We start from the raw sequence: 26,190 nt of genomic DNA on the forward strand, positions 1-26,190 counted from the left end.
TCGCCGGCATGACGCAAGGCGACCGCGTATCCGTCACCGGTTTCGATTTCGACCACCCCGCCAACGGAAACCCAGATATCCGCGCCAACGAATATGGGTGTTCTGAACGCGCCGCCGACGATGAAGGCCGAATCCTCTCGTGCCGCAAAAACCCAATCTTCAACGATACAATCACCGGTTACGATGACGATGCTGGCCCAGTCATTGACCAGAGACCGGCAGTGCAAATCACCAAAGACGACAAGCGTGGCATTGCCGTCGCCCCCCTCGACACCTTCGGTCGTGACCATTCCCGCAACCGTCAAATCTCCGTCAATGGCCGTCATCAGTGCCGGCTGCACGAAATCGTCCGATGCGACAAGCGCGCCATGGTGAACAGCCGCCGAGAACGTGCCGGATTCGTCGATGGCCGGGACCAGTTGCATCTTGTGGATCACGCCGGAAAGCAGATCGCTGCCCTTCATATCCGCAAGATCAAGAACCGATTCCTGCCAGGCCGCGACCGATTCCGTTTGCCAACTCATCAGATCATCCTCTCTTTACGGATCGCAGGTTAGCAGCCGCGTGGACGCGACCACAATGTCGCATGCGCTTTGGGGTCGTTGGCCACCCAATCCGCAAGGCCGCGCTGGCGCTGCCCGTTTTACGGGCGAAATCCGGGCCATATGCCCGTCTTTCCATCAACGGCGTGCCCGCCCGTCTAAAACCTGCCCTAATCCTGTCCATTCCGCTTGTGCCGGTTTCTGCTGCACCTGCGAAGGCAATCCTTCGAACCGTTACAACAGCTTCGCCGCGACTGGCGGGGCCGGAGGGAAAGGGCAACGATGAAAAACCTCTCAACGGCGCTGATGCTGACCAGCGCGATCACCCTGTCAGGCACCGCCCAAGCGCAGGAAGGCGAGCCGATCAGGATCGGCGTGCTGCATTCGCTGTCGGGCACGATGGCGATTTCGGAAACCACGCTGAAGGACACTGTCCTGATGATGGTCGAGCAGCAGAACGCCAAGGGCGGGCTGCTGGGCCGGCCGATCGAGGCGGTGGTGGTCGATCCGGCCTCGGACTGGCCATTGTTCGCCGAAAAGGCGCGCGAATTGCTGACCGTCAGCGAGGTGGACGCGATCTTTGGCTGCTGGACCTCGGTTTCCCGCAAATCGGTTCTGCCGGTGATCGAGGAACTGAACGGGTTGCTGTTCTATCCGGTGCAATACGAGGGCGAGGAATCGTCGAAAAACGTCATCTATACCGGTGCCGCGCCGAACCAGCAGGCGATTCCGGCCGTGGATTACATGATGGAGGAACTGGGCGTCGAGAAATGGGCGCTGCTGGGGACCGACTATGTCTATCCGCGCACCACGAACAATATCCTCACGGCCTATCTCAAGGACAAGGGCGTCGCCGAAAGCGATATTTTCGTGAATTATACGCCCTTCGGCCATTCCGACTGGTCCAAGATCGTGTCGGATGTCGTGGCCCTTGGTGCGGATGGCAAGATGGTGGGCGTCGTCTCGACCATCAATGGCGACGCGAATGTCGGCTTTTACAAGGAACTGGCGGCGGCGGGCGTCAGTGCCGACGACATTCCGGTCATGGCGTTTTCGGTCGGAGAAGAGGAACTTGCCGGTCTGGATACCGCCAATCTGGTTGGGCATCTGGCCGCATGGAACTATTTCGAAACAGCCGAGACGCCGGAAAACGAGGTCTTCATCTCTGAATGGCACAAATTCACCGGCGATGACAGCCGCGTCACCAATGACCCGATGGAGGCCACGATGATCGGCTTCAACGCCTGGGTCGCGGCGGTGGAAAAGGCCGGCACGACCGATGTCGATCCGGTACTTGAGGCGATTGTCGGGGTCGAAGTTCCGAACCTGACCGGCACGACCGCCACCGTCCTGCCCAATCACCACATCACCAAGCCGGTGCTGATCGGTGAAATCCGCGAGGACGGGCAGTTCGACATTGTCAGCGAGACCGAGCCCGTTTCCGGCGACGCCTGGACCGATTTCCTTCCCGAAAGCGCGGTGCTGGATGCCGACTGGCCGGGCAAAAGCTGCGGCATGTTCAACACCGGGACGGGCACCTGCGTGCAGGTTCAGTCGAACTATTGATCCGCAGACGGTAGGGGGCGGCGCGCCCGCCCCCGGCAACAATCAGGGATATGCCATCGTGACACGTCAAAAACGCGCCTTGTTCCGCCCTTTCCTTGTCATCGCCCTGCTGGTCAGTCTGCTGATGCCCGCCCCGCCCGCGCTGGCCAATCCGCAGCTTGAGACGGTGATCACCGATCATCTGGACCAGATCGCCAAACCCTCGCGGCGGACGGTCGGGCCGCTGGTGGCTGAAATCGCGGCAACCGGCCCCGAGGGGCTGGCGCTGCTTTCGGCATGGGCAGACCGGCGGCTTGGGCAGACCGGCGACGGGCGGCTGGTGATCATCGATGGCGACAGCGTAACCGATGCGGCGACAGGCGCTGCGGTCAGCGGATCCGATCCGAAAATGCTGCGCCCCAATTCGGGCGTGCGCGGTGTGATCGAAGCGGCGCTGGTGGCGGGGCAGATTTCCGACCCCGACCCACGGCGGCGGGCCGCCGCGCTGGACAGTATCGCGCGCGATGGCAGTGCCGATCATCTGGCCGCGCTGCGGGCCGCCGCCCCCGATCCCGACCCGGCATTTCAGGCGCGCCGGGACCGGTTGGAAAAGCTGCTGACCATTCAGTTCGACAACGACCCCGCCGCGCGTGTCGCAGCGATCCAGGAACTCAGCGGCGATGTCGGGCTGGATTTCCGCGCCGCGCTGAACCCGTTGCTGGCAACCTCGCTGGTCGCCGCGCCGCAGGAACCCGCAGGCGCAAATATCGCCCGCGAGATCAAACCGGGAAATGAGCGATTGTCGCGCGAAGCCGCCTATGACCTGCTCAAGGCCAATGGCAGCGCGCAGCCCCGCCTGACCCCGGCGGCGCAGCGCGACATCCTGATCGCCAATCTTGCTAGTGGCCGGGTTGGCGGTGTTGCTGTGGCCGATCTGGACGACCCTGCCGCCCGTGACCGCGCCTATGAGGCGCTGGAGGCGGCAGGCACCGTCACCCCCGCCGCGACCGAGGCCGAGGCGCAGGCCGCCATCGACGCCAACCGCTATTTCGATATCTATGCCGAAAGTGACAGTTCCGTCACCGACGCCGCCAGCGCCGCGCGCCGGGGTGCCGAAACGCGGCTGATCCTGATGAAGGGCGTCGATCTGGGGCTGGACGCGCTGTCGCTGGCCTCGATTTATTTCCTCGCGGCCATCGGGCTGGCCATCACCTTTGGCGTGATGCGCGTGATCAACATGGCGCATGGCGAATTCATCATGATGGGGGCCTATACCGGCTATGTCACCCAGACGATGATCGCCGATCGCACGCTGTCGCTGATCGTGGCGCTGCCCGCCGCATTCGCCGTGACCTTCGCGGCGGGCGTGGTGCTGTACCGGCTGGTCATCCGCCATCTGGCGAACCGCCCGCTGGAAACGCTGCTGGCGACGTTCGGGGTGTCCATCGCGCTGCAACAGATCGCCAAGAACGTGTTCGGCACGCAGGCCCGGCCCTTGACCGCCCCCGCATGGCTGGACGGCGCGATCACCGTCAATGACGTGATCTCGATCTCGACCATCCGGGTGGCGATCTTTGTGCTGGCGCTGCTGTTTCTGGCGCTGTTCCTGTTCATCATGAAGCGCACGCGGCTGGGGCTGGAGGTTCGTGCGGTAACGCAGAACCCCGGCATGTCATCCAGCATGGGCATCAATCCCGACCGCATCGCGATGATGACCTTTGGCCTCGGCTCGGGCATCGCGGGCATCGCCGGCGTGGCCATCGGCCTGTTCGCCAAGGTCACGTCCGAGCTGGGACAGGACTACATCGTGCAAAGCTTCATGACGGTGGTTGTCGGCGGTGTCGGCTATATCTGGGGCACGCTGGCGGGGGCCGGGCTGATAGGCATCCTGTCCAAGGTGATCGAATCGCTGAACCCCTCGAACACGCTGGCGGCACAGACCTTCATGATCCTGTTCATCATCATCTTTATTCAGTTCCGGCCGCGTGGAATCATCCCGCAAAAGGGCCGCGCAGCAGAGGCGTAAGACATGAACCGCAAACCCTTTATCCTGCGCAATCCCTCGATCCTGATCGTGCTGGCGGTGCTGGCGGTCTTTACCGCTGTCGTCACGGCCATGAGCCATGCCTATGGCTCGGGCGCGATCCCGACCTCGACCGTCAAGGTGCTTGGCAAGACGCTGTGCCTGGCGCTGGCCGCCGTGGCGATGGATCTGGTCTGGGGCTATCTGGGCATCCTGTCACTGGGGCAGATGGCGTTCTTTGCGCTTGGCGGATACATGATCGGGCAATGGCTGATGTATGCCCGGACCGAGGATATCGTCGCTGCCTCGCTGGCGAATGCCCCGATCCCGCCCACCCCGGCCGAGCTGCAAGAGGCCGTCGCCAACCAGATTTTCGGCGTGGTCGGTTCCGCCGACCTGCCGCTGGTCTGGTCCTTTGCCCACAGCCTGACATGGCAGCTTGTGCTGGTGCTGGCGGTGCCGGGGCTTCTGGCGCTGGTCTTTGGCTGGCTGGCCTTCCGGTCGCGGGTGAATGGCGTCTATCTGTCGATCCTGACGCAGGCGATGACGCTGGCGCTGGCGCTGTGGCTGTTTCAGAATGACAGCGGCTTTCGCGGCAATAACGGCCTGTCGGGGTTGCAGAACATCCCCGGCCTTGACGGCGTGTCGCAGGCGACGCTGTCGATCTGGTTTCTCTGGGCATCGGCGGCAGCGCTGGCCATGGGCTATGTGCTGGCCGCCTGGGTGGTCAGTGGCAAATTCGGCAGCGTGATCCGCGCCATCCGCGACGACGAGACCCGCGTAAGGTTCCTGGGTTATCCGGTCGAGGGCTTCAAGCTGGTGGTCTTTACGCTGGCCGCAATGATCACCGCCATCGCAGGCGCGCTGTATTACCCGCAGGCGGGCATCATCAACCCGGCGGAACTGGCCCCCATCGCCTCGATCTATCTGGCGGTCTGGGTGGCCATCGGCGGGCGCGGGCGGCTGTACGGCGCGGTGATCGGCGCGGTCGTCATCTCGCTTCTGTCAAGCTGGTTCACGGGGGGCCGCGCGCCCGACCTGCACCTGCCGGGCTATACCGTCAAATGGGTGGACTGGTGGCAGGTGGCGCTGGGGCTGTCCTTCGTGCTGGTCACGCTGCTGGCGCCCAAGGGGATCTCGGGCATTTTCGACTGGCTGGGCGGATTGCGCCCGCCACAGCGGCATGGCCGCGATCTGGGGCCGGATCAGGGCTCGTTGCAGGAACAGGAGGCCAGCGCATGAGTGCCCTGCTGGAAGTAGACGGCGTTTCGGTCAGCTTTGACGGGTTCAGGGCGATCAACAACCTGTCCTTCAATATCGGCGATGCCGAATTGCGGGCGGTAATCGGCCCGAACGGGGCGGGCAAGACCACCTTCATGGACATCGTCACCGGCAAGACCCGCCCCGATGAGGGCAAGGTCCGCTGGGGCGAAACCTCGCGGTCGCTGCTGAAGATGAACGAGGCGCAGATCGCCCGCGCAGGTGTCGGCCGCAAGTTCCAGCGCCCGACCGTGTTCGAGGATCAGACCGTCTTTGACAACCTGACCATGGCGCTGAAGGCCAGTCGCGGGCCTTTCGGGGTGCTGCGCTGGCGGCCGTCGAAGGCGTCCGGGGACCGCGTGGCCGAACTGGCCGCCGAAGTCGGGCTTGCCGATCAGATCCACCGCAAATCGGGCGAACTGAGCCCCGGACAGAAACAATGGCTGGAAATCGGCATGCTGCTGGCACAGGAACCACGCCTGCTGCTGGTCGATGAACCCGCCGCCGGCATGACGCTGGCCGAACGCGAACAGACCACCACCCTGCTGCGGCGGCTGGCCGAAACCCGCGCCGTGGTGGTCGTCGAACATGACATGGATTTCGTGCGGCGGCTGGATTGCAAGGTGACGGTGCTGCATCAGGGCTCGGTCCTGGCCGAGGGGTCGCTGGACCATGTCACCCGTAATCCCGAAGTCATCGAAGTTTATCTGGGGCGCTGACATGCTGGAAGCCAACAATCTGACGCTGCACTATGGCGGCTCGCAAATCCTTTACGGTATCGACATCGCGGCGCGACCGGGTGTCGTGACCTGCGTGATGGGCAATAACGGCGTGGGCAAGACATCGCTGATGAACCTGCTGGCCGGGCGGCATCCGCGTTCCGGCGGGACGGTCCGCTTTGACGGCAGGGAACTGGGCCGACTGAACGCGCAGGCCATGGCGCGGATGGGCGTGGGCTATGTTCCGCAGGGCCGGGCGATCTTTCCGATGCTGACCGTGCGCGAAAACATGGAGACCGGATTCGCCTGCCTGCCTCGCGCCGAACGCCGCATTCCCGACGAGGTTTTCGAGAATTTCCCGGTGCTGGCCGAAATGAGCCATCGTCGCGGCGGCGATCTGTCGGGCGGGCAGCAGCAGCAGCTTGCCATCGCCCGCGCGCTGATCACCAGACCCCGCGTGCTGGTGCTGGACGAACCGACCGAGGGCATCCAGCCAAATATCATCGCCCAGATCGGCCGCGTCATCGCAGCGCTGCGCGACCGGGGCGAGATGGCCATCGTGCTGGTCGAACAGTATTTCGACTTTGCCTGGGATCTGGGCGACGAATTTCTGGTGCTGGAACGCGGGCGCGCAGTGATGCAAGGCCCGAAAGCCGATCTTAGCCGCGCAGACCTGCACGCAAGGCTGGCCGGGCACGCCGCAGCCTAGGCGCATCCCCCGGCTGCTGCGCAGGGGTGCCCGGCGCTGACGACCTGTCGGCAAGCCGCCGTTCAAGCTGCTTGCCCCGATCCATGAAATATTTCTCAATCGTTCGGGTCGTCAGATGCGCCAGCGCAAAGCTGCAAAGAATCGCGATGGGCCGCTTGACCAGATAGAACATGACAGTCGTGCCGCGTTCCCCCAGCCAGCCAAGCCGGAACAGCGGGTGCCAGATGTAAAGCGCATAGGAAATGCTGGCAATATAGGCCAGAACCGGCAGGCGCAGACATTTGCGGACCGGACCCTCGCCATGTTCCAGCACCGCCCCCAGCATCAGAAATCCCATCAGTGGCCGGAAATACATCAGCCCGCCCGAGACCGGATGACAGGACAGCAGCAAAAGACCGCCCCACAGCCAGAATCCCTTGCCGATCACCACGCGCAGCCTGGCCAGCGCAGGCAGGTCGCGATTATGCCACAGCAGGGCAAGCAGCCCCCCGGCGAGTATCTCGTCCACCCGGTACAGCGTGCGGATCGTTGACGTCGCCCCGGCGTCGATCCGCAGAACGAGAATGGTCAGAAACGCCACCGGAATAACCCACAGCCCGCGCCGCCCGAAAAGCCATACGGTCAGCCCGATGAAGATATAAAAGTGAAACTCGACGCAAATCGACCACAGATGCGACAGGCCCGGCACAAGCTGCGAATCGCGGTAATTCAGCGTGAATGTCAGCACGGCAAGGAAACTGTCCCAGCGGCCATGGATAAAGACGGCAACGATCAGCGTATAAAGCCACAGCAGGGGAAGTATCCTTGCGCTGCGGCGAATGAAGAACGCGGCGATCCTGTCGGGGTTGTCATAAAGAAAGCTGGTGATCAAAAAGCCGGACAGGCCGAAAAACAGGCTCATCCCCAGCAGGCCCGCCGCATGGTTCAGCCCCAGTTGCCCCGGCCCCAGCGGCAAAAGATGTGCCGCCAGTACAGCCAGAATGCTTAGCGCACGCACCCCGTCGAATTCATGAATATAGCCGTCGCGGCGTCGCACAGTCATAAGAGTCACCATCAGAAAACAGAAATAGCTCAGACATTACTATTTCCGATCAAATGGTTAAAATCCACTAAACGCCACATATGTGCAAGCAAATAAATGTTCATCCCGCCGGTGCGCATGCGGGTGCATGTCAACTTGCGCACTGGAAAGGATGGTGACGATACGGCTGCCGGCGGTCCCGCCTAAAACGGCCGCACGACATTGCCGCTGTAAAAATAATACCCCATGCCCACAGCAAACAGCATGTTGCCCGCCACCGCATGCAGCAGCCATGCCGCCGGAAAGCCGTGGCGCAGATAGGCGCGGGCAAAAGCCCAGCCTCCCAGAAAGGTCAGAAGCGCCACGACCCAGGACCAGTACATCAGATGGGCAAAGGAAAAGACCACCGCATTCAACGCGATGGCCGCCCGCCCCGAGGGCAGCAGCGCCGCATAGCGGTGAAAGAACAGCGGCCGGAAGATCAGTTCTTGCGGCAAGGCCGACAGCAGCGGGTAAAGACACCAGATGAACAGCAGCAGGCGCGGTTGCCGCAATGGCAGGTTGAACAGCACCTCGGGGCGGACGATCCACAGGATCACGCTGCCAATCGCCAGAACGGCAAGGGCGATGCCGGCAACCTCTTGCCAGGGGATGCGCCTGCCCAGAATCAGGCTGCGCCAGTCAAAGCCTCCGGTGCGCCACAGCAGGATCAACCCCGCCAGCGTCAGCAAAAACAGCGCCGTGAACATGCGCCGGGGTGGCAAAAACAGCGCGATGGCCAGCGGCGCCCCGATATAGAGCGCCGCGAACTCGGCCAGCAGCAGCCAGCGAGACATCACCGTGTCAGGCGAAGCGACAGCCATCTTGCCCAATCGGTCGAACTGCCCGCGAAGGCGTTCAGATCGACATCCCCCGAAATGCCCGGAACCCGCCCGGTGCCGGTATATTGCCAGAATGCCCAACGCTGCCCCGGATAGCGCGCGGAAGGGTGATCCGCGACCGAGCGCAGCCAAAACTCGCCGCGCAGATCGCCAAGCCTGTTGTCACGATAGAAATCGACCGTCGTGTAGATGATCGGCCGCTGGCCATAGTGACGCCCGACAATGTCCAGAAAGGCATTCGCCTCGCGCTTGACGACATCGGGGCCGGGGCGTCCGGGACAGGTTTTCGAGCGGGTCCACTCGATATCCATGACCGGCGGCAATGCGCCGAATTCACGCGGCACGTTGCGGATGAACCAGCGCGCCTGCTCTGCCCCGCTGCGGCAAAAGTAGAAATAGTGATAGGCACCGCGCGGGATACGGGCGGCCCCAGCCTCGCGCCAGTAGCGGCGAAAGGCCGGATCGCTGTGATCGCCGCCTTCGGTCGCCTTGATGAAAGCAAAACTGATGCCCGCGCCGCGCACCCGCGCCCAGTTGATATCCCCCTGCCAGCGCGAGATGTCGATGCCATGGACCTGATGATTGTAGGGATGTCCGCTTTGCCAGGTATGCGGCTTGCTGTCGCCCAGTTGCGGCACGGCCCCGCCGACATAGCGCGGCGCGGCCCCGCGCGACGGGCGATGTGACGAGCATGCAACCGTCACGATCAGCATCAACCCCAGAAGTATCTTGGTAAAGTGGTGCATTCCTGCCCTCAAGCCCGCTCGATATGGTGGTGCCGCTTGTGATTTTCGCGGCTTCCCTGCGGTTATTGCAAGGCGGCAAGGAAATGTCATTGCCCCTTCGCAATCACGAACGCGTCAGCGACAAGGCCGGAAAGCGCGATGTGACGGAATCGCCGGATGAATTGCGTCCCGCGGCAGCCGGGGGCGCTGCGCCCCCCGGACCCCCGCTTCCCCCTCTCTCTTGTCCCGTCAGCCGGAACATGAGAATATGCCTCACCATACTCTTGCTAATCATATGCATATGTACAAAAATGGAGACTCAGAAAAACGGGAGGACCGGAATGGATAGCATTTCACTGGATACGCTGACCTGCCGCATCGGGGACGGGCTGGCAGAGGTGACGCTGACGCAAGGCAAGCGCGGCAATCCCATCGACGGGCCGTTCTGCGCTGACATGAACCGGCTGTCAGTGGACCTTGCGACCCGTGCCGACATCCGCGCGGTACTGATCCGGGCCGAGGGGCGGTTCTTTTCGGTCGGAGGGGATATTCGCAGTTTCATCGCCGACCGCGATGCTCTGCCGTCGATCGTGCTCGGCTGGACCTCGGATCTGCATATGGCCATCGCGCGGATGCAGCGCATGGATGCGCCGGTGGTTTGCGCGGTGCATGGCGACGCCGCAGGGGGCGCGGTCTCGCTGATCGCCATGGCCGATGTGGTGTTTGCCGCCGAGGGCGTACAGTTCAGCGCGGCGTTTTCGATGATCGGGTTCTGCGCCGATTCCGGCTCGACCGTATCGCTGTCGAACCGCATGGGGCTGGCCCGCGCCAAGCGGTTTCTGATGCTGTCGGAAACACTGGACGCCGCGCAGGCCGGGGCGGCGGGGCTGGTGGATTTCGTGCTGCCGCCCGACGATCTGGCCGCTGCCGCCGAAAAGCAGGCGCGCAGCCTGGCGACGGGGCCGACGCTGGCCTATGGGGCGATCAGGCGCAGCATCCTCAGCGCGCGGACCGAAACGCTTGAGGCCCAGCTTGAGCACGAGGCTCAGGCGCTGGCCCGACTGGCCGCGACCGATGACGCATGGGAGGGGCTGACCGCCTTTGCCGAACGCCGCAAGCCCGCGTTCCGGGGGCGTTAGGCGTTACGGTCACAGGTGCTGTTTCCACAGCCGCTGCAAGCCACCGACCAGCCCTTGCCGGAAGATCAGCACAAAGCCCATGAACACCGCCCCCTGGATCAGCAGCACCCAGGGGCCATAGGGCGCAAGGAAATGTTCCAGCGCCAGCACGAGATAGCTGCCCGCCACCGGTCCAAAGATCGTACCGATACCGCCGACAAGGGTGATCAGCACCACCTCGGTGGTGGCTGTGACCGACACGTCGGTCAGTGTCGCGATGCCGAAGATCACCGTTTTCAGCGAGGCCGCAAAGCCCGACAGTGCCGCCGAGATGATGAACGAGACCAGCTTGTAGCGATCCACCGCGTAACCCAGCGATTTCGCCCTTTCGGCATTGTTGCGGATTGCCCGCAGCACCTGGCCAAAGGGCGAATGCACGATGCGGTTATACAGCGCCAGCACCGCCAGCACGATCACCGCCATCATCCAGTAAAGTGCCCGGTCACTGCGCAGATCGACGATCCCCAGCAATGTCCCGCGCGGCACCGACTGGATTCCATCCTCTCCCCCGGTAAAGGGGGCCTTCAGCGCGATGAAATAGACCATCTGGGCCAGCGCCAGCGTGATCATCGCGAAATAAAGCCCCTGCCGCCGGATCGCGATCCAGCCGAATACCGCCCCCAGCAGCGCGGCAAAGGCGGTTCCGGCCAGCACCGACAATTCGAAGGGCAGGCCCCATTGCGTCGCGGCATGACCGCAAAGATAGGCACCCATGCCAAAGAATGCCGCGTGGCCAAAGCTCATCAGTCCGGTATAGCCCAGAAGCAGGTTATAGGCGCAGGCGAAGATGATGAAGCAATAGATCTTCATCAGGAAAATCGGGTACAGCACCATGGGCGACAGCACCACCGCAGCCGCAAAGATCACAAACAGCACTGAACGCGCCGGGGTAAAGCCGGGGATGTGGAACTTGCCTTGATCGACCACGGGCCGGCCTCCTTCGGGTTGACTGTGGGTTTCCGCGTCGCTCATGCCATTTTCCCGAACAGACCGCGTGGGCGCAGGATCAGCACCACGACCATCATGACAAAGATCACCGTGGACGAGGCCTCGGGAATGACGGCCTTGGTCAGCCCCTCCAGCAGGCCAAGGCCCAGGCCGGTGAGGATGGACCCCATGATCGAGCCCATGCCGCCGATCACCACCACGGCAAAGACCACGATCACGATATTCGTGCCCATCGCCGGATCGACCGACATGATCGGCGCGGCCATCACCCCGCCAAGGGCCGCCAACGCCACCCCCGCGCCATAGGTCAGGGTCAGCATGACCGGCACATTGATGCCGAAGGCCTGCACCATCTTCGGGTTGTCGGTGGCCGCGCGCAGCTTGGCCCCCAGCGGCGTCAGTTCGATCACCGCCCATGTGGCAAGGCACAGCACCACGCCCGCCGCCACCACCCAGACCCGGTAAAGCGGCATGAACATGAACCCCAGATTGACCGCACCGCGCAGGCTGGGCGGGATGGCATAGGGCAGACCCTGAGGGCCAAAGACGATGCGGATAAAGCCTTCGGCAAACAGCGCCAGGCCCAGTGTCAGCAACAGCCCGTAAAGATGATCCAGCTTGTAGAGATGGCGGATCAGCAGCATCTCGACCACCAGCCCCAGCGCGCCGATGATCAGCGGCGCCAGAACCAGCGCGCCCCAATAGCCGATGCCCAGGGTCTGCCCCAGCATATAGGCCACAAAGGCACCCAGCATGAAGAACACCCCGTGCGCGAAATTGATCACCCCCAGCAGGCCAAAGATGATGGCCAGCCCCAGCGACAGGATGGCGTAGAACACCCCGTTCACCAGCCCCAGCACCATCTGCCCGATCAGCAGGTTGATGTTGATATCCGTCAGCATGGCACCGTCCCCCCCTCAGACGCCCAGCAACCGGTCCACGCGGGCGATATTGGCGGCGAATTCTGCTGCCTCCATCCGGTCCACGATGGCACCGTTCTCGATCAGATAGTGAATATCGGCCAGTCCCTCGACGAAATGGGCATTCTGTTCGACCAGCAGCACCGTATAGCCAAGATCCTTGATCCCGGCGATGGTGCGGGCGATCTGCTGGACGATGACCGGGGCCAGCCCCTCGGTCGGTTCGTCCAGCAACAGCACCCGCGCGCCGGTGCGCAGGATCCGCGCAATGGCCAGCATCTGTTGTTCGCCCCCGGAAAGCTGCGTCCCCCGGCTGGAACCGCGTTCGCGGATATTGGGAAACAGGTCGTAAAGATGTTCGATGCTCATGCCGCCGCTGGCAATGACGGGCGGCAGGAACAGGTTTTCCGATACGGTCAGCGACGGAAAGATGCCGCGATCCTCGGGGCACAGGGCGATGCCGCGCCGGGCGATCTGGTCGGGGCGCAGGCGCAGCAGGTTTTCGCCATGCAGGGCGATGCTGCCCTCGGCCCGGTCCATCAGGCCCATGATGGCGCGCATGGTCGTGGTCTTGCCCGCGCCGTTGCGCCCCAGCAGCGACACGACCCGGCCCTCGGGGATGGACATGTCCAGCCCGTGCAGGACGTGGCTTTCGCCGTACCAGGCGTTCAGTCCGGCAATCTCAAGCATGGGCCGCCCCCAGATAGGCCTCGATCACCTGCGGATCGGCAGCGACCTGATCATATGAGCCGCGGGAAATCACCTGCCCGCGCGCCAGCACCGTGACCCGGTCGCACAGGCCCGAAACGACCGGAAGGTTGTGTTCCACCATCAGCACCGTGCGCCCTTTGGCAACCTTGCGGATCAGTCCGGTCACGCGGCCGATGTCCTCGCGGCCCATGCCGCTGGTCGGCTCGTCCAGCAGCAGCACCTTTGGATTCAGCGCCAGGGTCGTCGCGATTTCCAGCGCGCGCTTGCGGCCATAGGGCAGATCGCCGGCACGGGTCGCGGCCCAGTCGCCAAGACCCAGATCCTCAAGCAGCGCAGTGGCGCGGGCATTCAGCCGGTTCAGCCGCGTTTCGGATCGCCAGAAATCGAAATTGCTGCGCCGTTCATGTTGCAGCGCAAAGCGGACATTGTTCAGCGCGGTAAAATCGGGAAAGATCGACGAAATCTGATAGGATCGTACCAGCCCCTTGCGGGCGATCCGGTCCATCGGCAGGCCCGAAATCGTCTCGTCATACAACCGGATGCTGCCCGAGCTGAGCGGCAGATCGCCCGTCAGCAGGTTGAAACATGTGGTCTTTCCCGCGCCGTTGGGCCCGATCAGGGCGTGGATTTCCCCCTCGGCGACATCCAGATCGACCCCGTCCACAGCCTTGAACGCGCCGAAACTTTTCGTGATGCCCCGCACTTCCAATGCCGTGCGTGTCAACCGTACCTCCCCGGTTCTGATGGATAGGCCGGCAGGGCCATGCCCCCGCCGCCGCGCTCAGCCATCCGCGACCAAAGGACAGGCGCTGTCCTCAAGCGGCGGGGCAATCTGATCGGCCGGGACCGTTCCCGTGATTTCCAGAAAATCCCAGTCGCCGCTGCTTTCCGCCGGTGTCTTGGTCCGATAGGACAGCACGTCGCGCAGCGTATAGCCGTCCTTGCGGATGGTCGCGGTGCCGCCCCGGATCAGCGCCATCGGGTTGTCCTGCATCCATGTCTGGATCGCATCGGCATCGGTGCCGCCCGTGGCCTCGACCGCCTTCAGATAGTGGGCGGTGAATTCATAGGCATAGGCGTTGGTAAAGCTGGGCGGCCGACTGTAACCCTGCCGGAACCTTTCGGAAAAGGCGCGGGTGGCGTCGTTTTCGTCCCAATAGAACTGAATCGTGCCAGTGACGTTCTGCAACGTGTCCAGCCCTGCCGACTTGATATCGGTGATCGCCAGATAAAAGGGCGACAGGCTGGCCGTCACGCCAAATTCCTGTGCCTGTTTCGAGATGGTGTTCTGCCAGGCCCCGAATGTCGCCATGCCGATATTGCTGGCACCACTGTTCATCGCCTCAAGCAGGAAGGACGAGAAATCGGTCGCCTGCGGCGAATGGATGACCGCGCCGACGACCTGCCCGCCCGCGCCCTCGATGGCCTTGGTGGCCTGTGCCTGAAGGTCATGGCCAAGGGCGTAATCGACGGTGATGAAGAACCACCGGTCCCCGCCCGCCTCGACCTGCGGCAGGGTCACGGCGCGGGCCAGCGCGGAATTGTCCAGCAGCATCATCGCCTGATGCGGGCCGCATTTTTCGTTGATCAGCTTGCTGTTCGATGCGCCCATCATCATCGACACGTTCTTGTCGCGGATCAGGTCGCTGACCGCCAGCGCCACAGCGGAATTATCGACGTTGAACAGCAAATTCACGTTCTTTTCGTCGATCCACTCGCGCGCGGTCCCCAGCCCGGCATCGGGCTTGCCCAGGTGATCGGCCACCAGAACCTGAACCGGCTCGCCATTCACCTCGCCGTTGAAATCCTCGATGGCCATGCGCACCGCATGCAGCGAGGCGTCGCCCGACATGTCGGCCTGCGCCCCCGACATCGCCGCCAGATAGCCGATGGTCACATCTGCCTGCGCGGGCCAGGCAACCGACAGCGCAATCGCCGGTATTGCCAGTCTGGTCCAAACTGTCGTCATCTTGTCATTCCCCCTGATGATGCGCGGCGCTTCCCCTCGCCGCTGCTGCAGGCAGGCATCCAGCGCATGTGGCCCGCCCAATTACAGTACGGTAGCTTATCTTAATCCATCTGCCAAGAAATAAATACGCTACCGTATCTTGCGCCGGTCACAGATCGCCCTCAACGCCCCAGTCGCGCAGCACGGCCCTGGTGTCGGCACCGGGTTCGGGCGCGGGGTTGCGCAGTTCCCCCGGAGTCAGCGACAGGCGCGGCGCGGGGGCGGGCCAGCTTTGCCCGGCCATCTGCCGAAAGACCCCGCGCGCGGTCATCTGCGGATGGGCGCGGGCCTCGTCAATGCCGAGAACGGGGGCGAAACAGGCATCGCGCCCGGCCATTGCGGTTTCCCATCCGGCGCGGGTGCGCGAGGCAAAGACCTGCGCAAAGCGCGCCCTCAGCACGGGCCAGTTGGCGCGGTCATCGCGGTCGGGCAGCGTAGCCGGGTCAAGCCCCATCGCCGCCAGCAGATTGGCGTAGAATTGCGGCTCCATCGCGCCGACCGCGACATATTGCCCGTCGCTGGTCTGGTAGGTGCAGAAATACGGCGCGCCGCCATCGACGATATTGTCCTGACGGCGCTGGCTCCAGCCGCCTTGCTGGCGAAAGGCGTGAAAGGCGGACATCAGTTGAGACACGCCGTCCAGCATGGCGCAATCGACCACCTGCCCGCGCCCGGTCGCCCGCGCGTGATGCAGCGCCATCAGCAGGCCAGCGACCAGAAACATGCCGCCGCCGCCCAGATCGGCCACAAGGTTCAGCGGCGGAGGCGGCGGGGAATCGGCCTGCCCGATGGCGTAAAGCGCGCCGGTCAGGGCCAGATAGTTGATGTCATGCCCCGCCTCTTGCGCCATGGGGCCATCCTGCCCCCAGCCGGTCATCCGGCCATAGATCAGGCGTGGATTCAGCCCCAGACATTCGTCAGGTCCAAGACCCAGCCTTTCGGCCACACCGGGGCGAAAGCCCTCGATCAGGATATCGGCACGCGCCACCAGCGCCCGCGCCGCCGCCTGCCCCGCGCCGCTTTTCAGATCCAGCGCCACCGACCGCTTGTTGCGGTTATAGAAATCATGGGCGCGCGGAACCTCGGGCCGCCAGCCGCTTTCGGGCGGACGGTCGATGATTGCCACATCGGCCCCGAAGTCGGCCAGCAGCGCGGCAGCAAAGGGGGCAGGCCCCTGCCCCGCCAGTTCCACGATCTTCACATCCGACAAGGGACCGGCCATGTCTTTTCCCTCTGCCTTGCGATCATTCCCCGGCTGTGACCAGCGGACAGGTGCTTTGTTCCAGCGGCAAGCTGGCATCGGCCTTGTCCACCGTCGCCACCACCCGCGCCAGATCCCATTGGCCCACCGAATCCGCCGGGGATTTGACGTCGATCAGATACATGTCGCGCGCCACCCGGCCATCGGGGCGCACGACGGCCGAGATATCGGTTGCGTCCCCGACCGCCAGTTCCATCATCGCATCGGCAACCGCATCGCCATCGGTCGTCCCGGCCTGCGCGACGGATTTCAGGTAATGCGTCACTGCGGAATATTGCTGCGCGTTCAGGAACGTGGCGGGGCGGCCAAAGCGTTCCTCATAGCGCGCGCTCCAGGCGCGGCTGGCATCGGTGCGGTCCCAGTAGAACGCGGTGGTGCCGGTCACGTTATGCATGTTGTCCAACCCGATCGAATGAATATCCTCAAGCGACAGAAAGAACGGCACCAGCTTGACCTCCATGCCGAATTCATTCGCCTGCTTGATCAGGTTCACCATGTAGGATCCGAATGTCGCCAGTGCGACGGTATCCGCGCCGCTGGCCTGCGCCTCCAGCAGGAACGCGGAATAGTCGCTGGTCTGCGGCGAATGCCGCGCCACGCCCAGAACCGTCCCGCCCGCCGCCTCGACCGCCGCCTTTCCCTGCGCGGCAAGATCATGGCCAAAGGCGTAATCCACGGCGATGAAGAACCATTTGTCATTGCCCCCCTCGACGATGGGTTTCGCCAGCGAATGCGCAAGGGCATAGGTATCGGGAATCCACTGCGTCATATAGCGGTTGCAGGCCTCGTTCGTCAGCTTCATGGTTGATCCGCCCGACATGTAGATGACCTTGCGCCGTGCCGTCAGCTCACCCACGGCCAGCGAGACGGCGGAATTGTTGGCGTCAAGGATCATCGTCACACCACCCTGATCCAGCCATTCCCGCGCGACGCCCAGCCCGACATCGGGTTTGTTCAACTGATCCGCGCTGACATAATCAATGCTGCGGCCCAGAACCTCGCCACCGAAATCCTCGATGGCCATTTCGATGGCGGGGAACGAGCTTGCGCCGCCGATGGAACTGCCCGCGCCGCTCATGTCGGACAGATAGCCGATGCGGACCGGCGGTTCCTGCGCCATGGCAGGCAGCGCCGCGCAAAATGTTGCGACTGTCAGAGCCCGGCGGGTCATGCTGTTGATGATCATGGTTTTCCTTCCCTCCCATGGAAACCGGTCGGTACCGGGCGGTCAGCCCGCCACAAAGCGCGTGACATCGCCCCTTGGGCACAGTTCGACGATGGTGCCGTGCCCGTCGCCCTTGGTGATCCAGCCGCGATGCAGGGGCAGGTTTTCGGTAGGCGTCTGGTGGTGGACCCTGATGCCCGCCGCAGCCAGCCGCGCGATTTCGGCAGGCAGGTCATCGACCTCCAGCGCGACGACCACATCGCCGTGGCGCATCTCGGTCCTGCCCGATGCTTCGACCAGTTCGACCGCCACCCCGCCCTGCCGGGTGAAAAAGGCAAGCCGCAGGCCAAGCTCGGGCACCTCACGGATCACCGGATCGCCCGCATCGATCAGGCTGCGATAGAACGGGATCGCCGCGTCGAGATCGGCGACGAAGATACCGATATGGTCCAGCGCACCGGTCATGCACCCCCCTTACCTATAAATCTCGCTAGTTTACTTTTATCTAGCGTACTGTACTATAAACGCGGATAAATGCAAGGGGGGAAGGACATGCCGATGGACAGGTTGCAGGGCCGCAGGGCCATCATCACCGGCGGCGGCAGCGGCATAGGCCGCGCCAGCGCGCTGCGCTTTGCCGCAGAGGGGGCCACCGTCATGGTGGTCGGACGGCGCGAGGCGCCGCTGGCCGAAACCGCGGAACTGGTCCGCGCGGCAGGCGGCACATGCGAGACGCATGTGGCCGATGCGCGCGACGAGGCCGCGATACAGGGGGCCATCGACAGGATGGTGGCCGGGCATGGCGGGCTTGAGGTGTTCTTTGCCAATGCCGGAAACACCGATTCCGTCACACCCTTTGAGGAACAGACCGTCGCGCAATGGCAGGCCATGTTCGGCGACAATGTGATCACCGCTTTTGTCGCGTGCAAGCTGGCGGGACGCCACATGGCCGCGCATGGCGGCGGGTCGATCATCCTGAATTCGTCCACCGGCAGCCTGCGCGCGCGCGGCGGGACCGAGGCTTATGGTGCGGCCAAGGCTGCGGTGAACCACCTGACCATGACTGCTGCCTGCGCCTATGCGGGCCGTAATGTCCGGGTAAACGCGATCCTGCCGGGGCTGACTGAAACCGGACTGACAAGGCCGATGTTCGACTGGGCGCGCTCGGCCGGAAAAGAGGATCGGCTGGGCCGGTTGACCCCTCTGCAACGCCCCGGACATGTCAGGGATATGGCGGCAGTCGCGGCGTTCCTTGCCTCGGACGATTCCGCCTATATGGACGGCCAGCTTCTGCCGGTGGACGGCGGAATCTCGGCCACCCACCCGGCGGGCAGGTTCGTTTTCTGAGACGGGCGCGGCCCGGAATGCTTGACAGGCCGCAATATGATGTGTTGTTTTATTATAATCTAGATTACTGTAATTGGCGATGACGCACGCGGAGGAACGGCGCGGCATCGCAGCATTGGGGAGGAGGGGTTATGGCGAAGGCGTTCGATCTTGAGGCGCACAAGCAAGCCATGCGCGATGCGGGCTGGTGGCAGGACAAGACACCCGACGATCTGCTTGGGACCGCCATCAAGGCGCATCCGGACCGCAAGGCCGTGATCGCCTATCGGCAGGATGCGGGATATGACACGCCGGTCAGGGTGATGACCTATGCCGAACTGGGCGAGGCCGTGGCACAGGCCGCCGGATCGTTCCGCGCCATGGGCATCGGGCGCGGCGATGTCGTCGGGCTGATGCTGCCCAACTGGTGGGAATTTGTCGTGGCGGCGCTGGCGCTTGGGCGGGTTGGCGCGGTGCCCAACCCGCTGATGTATATCTTCCGCGAACACGAATTGCGCTTCATGCTGGGCTTTGCCGACGCAAAGGCGATCCTGATCCCCAGCCATTTCCGCAATTTCGACTATGGCCCGATGCTGGACAAGTTGCAGGCCGAATTGCCGCATCTGGAGCATGTCATCAAGGTGGATGGCGGCGCGCGGTCCTTTGACCGGCTGGTGATGGGTTCGGGCGCGGAACCGGTTCCGGCGACCGAAGGAACGCCGGTCGATCCGGCCGAGATGGCGGTGCTGATGTACACCTCGGGCACCACGGGCGAACCCAAGGGCGTCATGCATTGCTTCAACACTCTGTTCGCCTGCACCAAGGCGCTTGGCGCGCGGTTCGGGCTGGGCGATAGCGAGGTGATCTTTGGCTGCACGCCCTTCGGGCACATGACCGGCTACGCGGCGGCGATGTTCCAGACGCTCTATTACGGCGGCACGATGGTGCTGATGGATATCTGGGAACCCGAGGCGGCGGTGCGGATGATGGTCCGCGAGGGGGCGACCCACATGCCCGGCGCGACGCCCTTTCTGGCCGATATATGCCGGGTGGTGGCCGAGGGTGCCGAAAAGCCGCCGCTGCGGACCTTTCTGTGCGGCGGCGCGCAGATCCCTCCGGTGGTGATCGAGAATGCGCGCAAGCTGCTGGGGCTTGGGGCCTCGTCGCTATGGGGCATGACCGAGGGGCTGTCGGGCAGCCTGACCGAGCCGGAAAAGGCCGATATCTATTCGGCAACCACCGATGGCCGCGCGCTGGAAGGCGTGGAACTGCTGATCGCCGACGAAAACCTGAACCCGGTGCCGCAGGGCGAAACCGGGCGGCTGTATTTCCGGGGCGCGCAGCAGTTTCTGGGCTATTACCGAAAGCCTGGCCTGGACGGGCGCGGCCCCGAAGGCTGGTTCGACACGGGCGATCTGGCCTTCATGAATGCCGATGGCTATATCCGCATCGACGGACGATCCAAGGACATCATCATCCGCGGCGGCGAAAACGTCCCCGTGGTCGAGATCGAATCGGTCCTGTACAGCCACCCCCGCATCGCCGACGCCGCCATTGTCGGCTATCCCGATGCCCGGCTGGGCGAAAAGGGCTGCGCCTTCGTGGTGCTGACCGAGGGCGATTTCGCGATGCAGGATCTGCGCGACTGGATGCAGGACAAGGGCGTCGCCCGGCAATACTGGCCCGAAGCGGTCGAGGTGATCGCGGCCATGCCGCGCACTGCCTCGGGCAAGATCCAGAAATTCCAGCTTAAAGCGCAGGCGGCGAAATATTCGGACGTCACCACCGACGCCTGAACAGCGCCACGCAGGACAAACAGGGAAGGAAACGGCATGGATTTCGACCTGCCGCCGCAGATCACGGCCAAACTGGCCGAACTGGACGCCTTTATCGAGGCCGAAATCAGGCCGCTTGAGGCGCAGAACATGCAGTTCTTCGACCACCGGCGCGAATATGCCCGCACCGACTGGCAGAATGACGGCGCGCCCTCGGCGGAATGGCGGGCGCTGCTGTCCGAGATGGAGCGCCGCGCCGATGCCGCCGGGCATCTGCGGCTGTGCCTGCCCGAAAGCTGCGGCGGGCAGGCGGCGGGCAATCTGATGAACGCCGCGGTGCGCGAACATCTGGCGGCGAAGGGTCTGGGGCTGCATAACGACCTTCAGGACGAAAACTCGGTCGTCGGGAATTTTCCCATCGTCCCGGCGCTGGCGCGCTTTGGCACCGATGAACAAAAGCAGTTCATCGAGGGTATCATCACGGGCCGCAAGCATCTCAGCTTTGCGCTGACCGAACCGGGCCACGGATCGGACGCCACCTGGATGGAGACCCGCGCCGTCCGCGACGGCGACCACTGGGTGATCAATGGCCAGAAACGCTGGAACTCGCAGGTCGGGCGCGCGCATTCCAATCTGGTCTTTGCCCGCACCAGCGGCAAGGACGGCGAAAGCCGGGGCATCACCGCCTTTATCGTGCCGACCGACACGCCCGGTCATAACCGGGTGCGCAACCTGTGGACCTTCAACATGCCGACCGACCATGCCGATGTCGATCTGGTGGATTGCCGCGTGCCTGACAGCGCCATCCTGCATCAAGAGGGGCGCGGGCTGGAAATCGCGATGATCTTCATCCACGAGAACCGCATCCGGCAGGCGGCAGGCAGCGCGGGGGCGGCGCGGTTCTGCATCGCCGAGGCGGTGGCCTATGCCCGCGACCGGGTGCTGTTCGGCGAAAGCCTCGCCTCGCGGCAGGCGATCCAGTTCCCGCTGGCCGCTTTGCACGCCCAATGCGAGACGATCCGCAACTATGTGTTCCGCACCGCATGGCGGATGGACCGCATGCCCCCCGCCGACATCACTGACGAGGTGTCGATCTGCAATTTCATGGCCAACGATCTGGTCTGCCGGGCTGCCGATTTCGCCATGCAGGTCCATGGCGGCCTTGGTTATTCCCGCCACAAGCCCTTTGAACATATCTATCGCCACCACCGGCGCTACAAGATCACCGAGGGCGCGGAAGAGGTGCAGAAGCGGCGCATCGCGCATAAGCTGTTCGGCTTTGGGCGCGGCGCGGCATGAGGGAGGCGGCGGTCATCCGGGCCCAAGGCGTCGATTTCGACCCGAAGGCGCTGCACGGCTTTCTGGAACAGTTTCTGCGCCGCCCCGTCCCGGAACTGACGATCCGCCCGACCGAAGGCGGCATGTCGAACCCGACCTGTTTCGTCGATGCGGATGGCTGGCGGGCGGTGCTGCGCAAGCAGCCGCCCGGACCGCTGGCGAAATCGGCCCATGCCATCGACCGCGAATACCGGGTGATGTCGGCGCTGGCACGATCCGATGTCCCGGTGCCACGGCTTTACCATTATCACGAGGATGCAAACCTTCTGGGCACGCCCTTCTATCTGATGGAATGGCTGACGGGGCGGGTTTTCACCGATTACGCCCTGCCCGGCATCGCCCCCGGCGAACGCGCCGCGCTTTACGATGCCATGTGCGACACCATGGCCCGTATTCACCGGCTGGATTACACGGCCCTTGGCCTTGGCGATTTCGGCCGTCCGGGGAACTATTTCCGCCGTCAGCTTGGCCGCTGGTCGCAGCTTTGGCAGCAATACCGCAAGGGGGACGCCGATAATCCGGATCTGGACGCGATGATCCTGTGGCTGGATCAGCGCATCCCCGAAAGCGAGGCGCTGACCCTGTGCCATGGCGATTTCCGCATCGGCAACATGATGTTCCACCCGACCCGGCCTCGGGTCATCGGCGTGCTGGACTGGGAACTGTCCACGTTGGGGCATCCGCTGGTGGATGTGGGTTTCAACACGCAGGCGTGGCAGATGGCGGCGGATGAGAATGGCGGCCTGCTGGGGCGCGATCTGGACGCGCTTGGCATCCCTTCGGAACAGACCTATCTTGCCCGCTATTACGCCGGGGCACGCAGCCCCGAGCAGATGACCGATTTTCACCGCGTTTTCGCGATGTTCCGAGGTGCCGTGGGCAGCGCTGGCGTGGCGGTGCGGGGCGAGAGGGGCAACAGCACCCTGCCCGACAGCGTCAGGGTCGGTCGGCGGCTGGCGCGGGCCTATGCCGCGCGCGGAATGCAACTGGCGAGGGCGGCATGAAGGATGGCAATGTGACAATGAATCTGGACGAGGCGATTCACAAGCGCCGTTCCGTGCGCGGCTATCTGCCCGGCCCGGTGCCCGACGCAACCATCCACGAGATTTTCGCACTGGCGCAGGCGGCTCCGTCGAACTGCAATATCCAGCCGTGGATGTCGCATGTCGTCTCGGGCGCGGCGCTGCGCGAACTGGGGGCCGCGATGGTGGCCGCATCCGAACAGGGCATCGCGCCGGACCCCGATTTCCGCGCGGATCGCCGGTTCGAGGGCGTCCATCGCGAACGCCAGATCGACGCGGCGGTTCAGCTTTACGGCGCGATGGGGATCGACCGCCACGACCGGCCGGGCCGCGACCGGGCCTATCGGCGCAATCTGGAATTCTTTGGCGCGCCGCATGCGGTGTTCATCTTCATGCCCGGCAGCTTTCAGGAACGCGAAGCGGTGGATCTGGGCATCTATACCCAGACGCTGCTGCTGACGATGACCTCGCGCGGGGTGGCCTCTTGCGCGCAGGGGGCGCTAAGCCTGTACCCGACGATCATCCGCGACCACCTGGGCGTATCCGCCGATAACCGCCTGCTGCTGGGCATCTCGTTCGGATACGAGGATGTCAGCGTCGATGCCAACCGCGCCCGCGTGGGCCGCGCGCCGCTGGACGTGGCGGTCCGGTTCCACGGATGACCGCGCCTCTGGCAGGCAAGGTCGCGGTGGTGACGGGGGCCGCGCGCGGCATCGGGCGGGGCTATGCGCTGCGGCTGGCGCGGCTTGGCGCGGATGTGGTGGTGGCCGATCTGAACCTTGCCGGGGCGGCGCGGATCGGCGAGGAACTGACCGCCGAAAGCGTCATGGCCGAGATCGGGGCCATTGGCCGCCGCGCCATCGGGGTCGAGGCCGATCTTGCCCGGCCCGAGGGTGCCGCACACCTGATCGCGGCAACGCAGAAGGCGTTTGGCCGGGTGGATGTGCTGGTCAATAACGCCGGGGTGGCAGTGGCGCGCAACAGCGGCACCCTGCCCACCGACACAACGCCCGAGGCATTCGATTACCTGATCGCCGCCAATCTGAAATCGGCACAACTGTGCTGCGCCGCCGTCGCCCCGGTCATGAAGCGGCAGGGCGCGGGGGTGATCGTCAACATCTCGTCCCAGACCGGCATTTCGCTGCTTGAGGGCGGCAATCTTGCAATCTATGGCGCGGCCAAGGCGGGGGTGGCCTATCTGACCCGCGCGCTGGCCGCCGAGCTGGGACCGCATGGCATCCGCGTCAATGCCATCGCGCCGGGCATCGTCGAAACGGCACGGCTGAAGCGGCTGGATCCGGCGATGGGCATCGGCACCCCGGCACAACTGAACGCCATCGCGCTGCGCCGCTTTGGCCAGGTCGAGGACATGGCCAATGTGCTGGAGTTTCTGGCGACCGACCTGTCGGGCTATGTGACCGGGCAGGTCATTTCGGCCTGCGGCGGCGCGGTGCTGCATCCCGGCTGATGCAAGCCGGGCCTATGGCCGCTGTGCGAAAGGCTTGCCAAATTCCGCCTCGAATTCGGCCTCGTCCCAGAACCCGATCAGAATGCCCGGAGGCTCGCCGCCGGTCATCTTCTCGATCCGCTCGGGCGACAGGGTAAAGCGGTTATGATGCCGTCGCGCCCAGGCAAAGATCGCCGCCGCCATCCGGTCGCGGACCCCGGCATGATCCGGGTCCGCCCCCAGATCGGTCAGTTCCTGCGGATCGGTTTCCAGATCGAACAGCATCGGGCGGAAACCCTCGGCATGGACATATTTCCAGCGGTCGTCGCGGCACATGATCAGGCGGGCATCCTCTTGCGCGTTGCCGATGATCTTCCGCGCCTCGCGGGTGGAATAGTCATATTCCGAAATGGCGTATTGCCGCCACGCGGCGGACGCACCCGCGTCATGCAGCAATGGCGAAAGGTCGCGCCCCTCAAGGATATGCGGCAGCCGGGGACCACCGAAATAATCCAGAAAGGTCGGCGCAAGGTCGATCAGCTCGACCAGTTCATCGCGCACCATGCCGCGCGTCGCATCCGCCGCCGCGCGCGGATCGCAGACGATCAGCGGCACCTTGACGGACTGGTCATGGAACAGATCCTTCTCGCCCATCCAGTGATCGCCCAGGTAATCGCCATGATCCGAGGTAAAGACGATCATCGTGTTCCGCATCAGCCCGCGTTCCCGCATCCATGCGAAAAGCCGGCCCATCTGGTCGTCGATCTGCTTTATCAGGCCCATATAGGCAGGGATTACCCGCTGCCGCACCTCGTCGCGCGAAAAGGTCCGGCAGATGCGGCTTTCAAGATAGGCGCGATAGACGGGGTGATCGGTCTGCCGTTCGGCATCGCTGCGGACCGGCGGCAGGACATGTTCCGGGCCATACATGCTGTTATAGGGCGCGGGCACGATATAGGGCCAGTGCGGCTTGATGAAGGACAGGTGACACAGCCAGGGCGTATCGCCCGCATCCTCCATGAACTGCATCGCGCGGGTGGTCATATAGGGGGTTTCGGACAGTTCTTCAGGGATATTCGCGGGCAGGTTCGAATATTTCAGCAGCCAGCCCGACAGCAATTCGCCATCATCGCCTTTGCCGGAATTGGCGAAATCCTCCCACGGGCGTTCGCTGTCCAGCCCGTGATCGCGCAGAAAGCCGTGATAGTCGGGGTTCGGGGAATAGGGGCCGTAAGGGTGCATGCCGTCATCGCGCTCCCACGGCTCGAACCCGCATTGCGAGATATGCACGCCGATGGTCGATCCCGGTTCTATTCCCAGCCAGGCCATGCCCTCGGTATCGGCGACCATATGCGTCTTGCCGACAATGGCGGCGCGCACGCCGATACGGCGCAGATGATCGCCAAGCGTCGGCTCGCCCACGCGCAGGGGAAAGCCGTTCCAGGTCGCGCCATGCGACCGGCAATAGCGCCCGGTATAGCTGGACATGCGCGACGGCCCGCAAAAGGGCGACTGCACATAGGCATTGCTGAACCGCACCCCCTGCGCCGCCAGCGCGTCGATATGCGGCGTGTGCAGATGCGGATGGCCCGCGCAGGACAGATAGTCCCACCGCAACTGGTCGCACATGATCCACAGCACGTTCATCGGTTTGTCCATTCCCCGC

The 26,190-nt window shown here is 64.0% G+C and carries 25 protein-coding genes; 12 read left to right on the forward strand and 13 right to left on the reverse strand.

Features of this window, described 5'->3' with window-relative positions:
- The coding region (locus tag ACK5L9_RS13100) for a hypothetical protein (protein ID WP_416911907.1) at nucleotides 1-524 on the reverse strand (524 nt) is incomplete at its 3' end.
- 324 nt (nucleotides 525-848) lie between these two features.
- Here ACK5L9_RS13100 and urtA point away from each other — a divergent pair.
- From urtA to urtE, 5 genes are all read left to right on the forward strand, one after another.
- Nucleotides 849-2,108 (forward strand): urea ABC transporter substrate-binding protein, encoded by a 1,260-nt coding sequence (urtA, locus tag ACK5L9_RS13105; RefSeq protein WP_416911942.1) that lies wholly within the window; start codon nucleotides 849-851, stop codon nucleotides 2,106-2,108.
- 124 nt (nucleotides 2,109-2,232) lie between these two features.
- Nucleotides 2,233-4,113 carry an urea ABC transporter permease subunit UrtB gene (gene urtB, locus ACK5L9_RS13110; protein WP_416911943.1) on the forward strand — a complete coding sequence of 627 codons (1,881 nt, stop codon included), beginning with the start codon at nucleotides 2,233-2,235 and terminating at the stop codon, nucleotides 4,111-4,113.
- Between the two features lie 3 nt (nucleotides 4,114-4,116).
- On the forward strand, nucleotides 4,117-5,352 hold the full coding sequence (gene urtC, locus ACK5L9_RS13115) for an urea ABC transporter permease subunit UrtC (RefSeq protein WP_416911908.1): 1,236 nt from the start codon (nucleotides 4,117-4,119) through the stop codon (nucleotides 5,350-5,352).
- A complete protein-coding gene (gene urtD / locus ACK5L9_RS13120; protein ID WP_416911909.1) occupies nucleotides 5,349-6,089 on the forward strand; it encodes an urea ABC transporter ATP-binding protein UrtD in 741 nt (246 codons plus the stop codon). The genes urtC and urtD overlap by 4 nt, the downstream gene beginning before the upstream one ends.
- Nucleotide 6,090: 1 nt before the next feature.
- Nucleotides 6,091-6,798: an urea ABC transporter ATP-binding subunit UrtE gene (urtE, locus tag ACK5L9_RS13125; RefSeq protein ID WP_416911910.1), complete on the forward strand. Its 708-nt coding sequence runs from the start codon at nucleotides 6,091-6,093 to the stop codon at nucleotides 6,796-6,798.
- Here the strand turns inward: urtE and ACK5L9_RS13130 are convergent.
- The 3 genes from ACK5L9_RS13130 to ACK5L9_RS13140 all read right to left on the reverse strand — a co-directional run bounded on the left by ACK5L9_RS13130 (nucleotide 6,749) and on the right by ACK5L9_RS13140 (nucleotide 9,446).
- Complete coding sequence (locus ACK5L9_RS13130; RefSeq protein WP_416911911.1) at nucleotides 6,749-7,840, reverse strand: acyltransferase family protein; 1,092 nt, start codon at nucleotides 7,838-7,840, stop codon at nucleotides 6,749-6,751. The two genes, urtE and ACK5L9_RS13130, sit on opposite strands and share 50 nt — an antisense overlap.
- 182 nt (nucleotides 7,841-8,022) lie before the next feature.
- Nucleotides 8,023-8,655: a type II CAAX prenyl endopeptidase Rce1 family protein gene (locus tag ACK5L9_RS13135; protein WP_416911912.1), complete on the reverse strand. Its 633-nt coding sequence runs from the start codon at nucleotides 8,653-8,655 to the stop codon at nucleotides 8,023-8,025.
- Nucleotides 8,655-9,446 carry a GH25 family lysozyme gene (locus ACK5L9_RS13140; RefSeq protein WP_416911913.1) on the reverse strand — a complete coding sequence of 264 codons (792 nt, stop codon included), beginning with the start codon at nucleotides 9,444-9,446 and terminating at the stop codon, nucleotides 8,655-8,657. Before ACK5L9_RS13140 ends, ACK5L9_RS13135 begins: the two co-directional genes overlap by 1 nt.
- Nucleotides 9,447-9,766: 320 nt before the next feature.
- On the opposite strand from ACK5L9_RS13140, the gene ACK5L9_RS13145 reads away from it, so the two are divergent.
- Nucleotides 9,767-10,564 carry an enoyl-CoA hydratase/isomerase family protein gene (locus ACK5L9_RS13145; protein ID WP_416911914.1) on the forward strand — a complete coding sequence of 266 codons (798 nt, stop codon included), beginning with the start codon at nucleotides 9,767-9,769 and terminating at the stop codon, nucleotides 10,562-10,564.
- Between the two features lie 9 nt (nucleotides 10,565-10,573).
- Here ACK5L9_RS13145 and ACK5L9_RS13150 read toward each other — a convergent pair whose 3' ends face one another.
- The 8 genes from ACK5L9_RS13150 to ACK5L9_RS13185 form a co-directional block, all read right to left on the reverse strand.
- Complete coding sequence (locus tag ACK5L9_RS13150; RefSeq protein WP_416911915.1) at nucleotides 10,574-11,575, reverse strand: branched-chain amino acid ABC transporter permease; 1,002 nt, start codon at nucleotides 11,573-11,575, stop codon at nucleotides 10,574-10,576.
- Nucleotides 11,572-12,453, reverse strand: a complete 882-nt coding sequence (locus ACK5L9_RS13155; protein ID WP_416911916.1) for a branched-chain amino acid ABC transporter permease — start codon at nucleotides 12,451-12,453, stop codon at nucleotides 11,572-11,574. Before ACK5L9_RS13155 ends, ACK5L9_RS13150 begins: the two co-directional genes overlap by 4 nt.
- A gap of 15 nt (nucleotides 12,454-12,468) precedes the next feature.
- Complete coding sequence (locus ACK5L9_RS13160) at nucleotides 12,469-13,161, reverse strand: ABC transporter ATP-binding protein (protein WP_416911917.1); 693 nt, start codon at nucleotides 13,159-13,161, stop codon at nucleotides 12,469-12,471.
- Nucleotides 13,154-13,906 carry an ABC transporter ATP-binding protein gene (locus ACK5L9_RS13165; protein WP_416911918.1) on the reverse strand — a complete coding sequence of 251 codons (753 nt, stop codon included), beginning with the start codon at nucleotides 13,904-13,906 and terminating at the stop codon, nucleotides 13,154-13,156. The genes ACK5L9_RS13160 and ACK5L9_RS13165 overlap by 8 nt, the downstream gene beginning before the upstream one ends.
- A 57-nt stretch (nucleotides 13,907-13,963) precedes the next feature.
- On the reverse strand, nucleotides 13,964-15,151 hold the full coding sequence (locus ACK5L9_RS13170) for an ABC transporter substrate-binding protein (RefSeq protein WP_416911919.1): 1,188 nt from the start codon (nucleotides 15,149-15,151) through the stop codon (nucleotides 13,964-13,966).
- 148 nt (nucleotides 15,152-15,299) lie between these two features.
- A complete protein-coding gene (locus tag ACK5L9_RS13175) occupies nucleotides 15,300-16,412 on the reverse strand; it encodes a CaiB/BaiF CoA transferase family protein (protein ID WP_416911920.1) in 1,113 nt (370 codons plus the stop codon).
- A 22-nt stretch (nucleotides 16,413-16,434) separates the two neighbouring features.
- Nucleotides 16,435-17,637: an ABC transporter substrate-binding protein gene (locus ACK5L9_RS13180; protein ID WP_416911921.1), complete on the reverse strand. Its 1,203-nt coding sequence runs from the start codon at nucleotides 17,635-17,637 to the stop codon at nucleotides 16,435-16,437.
- A 42-nt stretch (nucleotides 17,638-17,679) separates the two neighbouring features.
- Nucleotides 17,680-18,081 carry a VOC family protein gene (locus ACK5L9_RS13185; RefSeq protein ID WP_416911922.1) on the reverse strand — a complete coding sequence of 134 codons (402 nt, stop codon included), beginning with the start codon at nucleotides 18,079-18,081 and terminating at the stop codon, nucleotides 17,680-17,682.
- An 87-nt stretch (nucleotides 18,082-18,168) separates the two neighbouring features.
- On the opposite strand from ACK5L9_RS13185, the gene ACK5L9_RS13190 reads away from it, so the two are divergent.
- From ACK5L9_RS13190 to ACK5L9_RS13215, 6 genes are all read left to right on the forward strand, one after another.
- Nucleotides 18,169-18,963, forward strand: coding sequence for an SDR family NAD(P)-dependent oxidoreductase (locus tag ACK5L9_RS13190; RefSeq protein WP_416911924.1), 795 nt, complete (start codon nucleotides 18,169-18,171; stop codon nucleotides 18,961-18,963).
- A 131-nt stretch (nucleotides 18,964-19,094) separates the two neighbouring features.
- On the forward strand, nucleotides 19,095-20,738 hold the full coding sequence (locus ACK5L9_RS13195; RefSeq protein WP_416911925.1) for an AMP-binding protein: 1,644 nt from the start codon (nucleotides 19,095-19,097) through the stop codon (nucleotides 20,736-20,738).
- A 36-nt stretch (nucleotides 20,739-20,774) separates the two neighbouring features.
- On the forward strand, nucleotides 20,775-22,016 hold the full coding sequence (locus ACK5L9_RS13200; protein ID WP_416911926.1) for an acyl-CoA dehydrogenase family protein: 1,242 nt from the start codon (nucleotides 20,775-20,777) through the stop codon (nucleotides 22,014-22,016).
- Nucleotides 22,013-23,059 (forward strand): phosphotransferase family protein, encoded by a 1,047-nt coding sequence (locus tag ACK5L9_RS13205; protein ID WP_416911927.1) that lies wholly within the window; start codon nucleotides 22,013-22,015, stop codon nucleotides 23,057-23,059. The genes ACK5L9_RS13200 and ACK5L9_RS13205 overlap by 4 nt, the downstream gene beginning before the upstream one ends.
- Nucleotides 23,060-23,076: 17 nt before the next feature.
- The gene (locus tag ACK5L9_RS13210; RefSeq protein WP_416911944.1) at nucleotides 23,077-23,739 is read left to right on the forward strand and encodes a nitroreductase; all 663 of its coding nucleotides are present in this window, start codon (nucleotides 23,077-23,079) and stop codon (nucleotides 23,737-23,739) included.
- Nucleotides 23,736-24,545, forward strand: coding sequence for an SDR family NAD(P)-dependent oxidoreductase (locus tag ACK5L9_RS13215; protein ID WP_416911928.1), 810 nt, complete (start codon nucleotides 23,736-23,738; stop codon nucleotides 24,543-24,545). The genes ACK5L9_RS13210 and ACK5L9_RS13215 overlap by 4 nt, the downstream gene beginning before the upstream one ends.
- Nucleotides 24,546-24,557: 12 nt before the next feature.
- Here the strand turns inward: ACK5L9_RS13215 and ACK5L9_RS13220 are convergent, their stop codons facing one another.
- Nucleotides 24,558-26,183, reverse strand: coding sequence for an alkaline phosphatase family protein (locus ACK5L9_RS13220; protein ID WP_416911929.1), 1,626 nt, complete (start codon nucleotides 26,181-26,183; stop codon nucleotides 24,558-24,560).
- Nucleotides 26,184-26,190 lie beyond the last annotated feature (7 nt).

The organism is Paracoccus sp. (in: a-proteobacteria) (assembly GCF_047973135.1).
Lineage (GTDB): Bacteria > Pseudomonadota > Alphaproteobacteria > Rhodobacterales > Rhodobacteraceae > Paracoccus.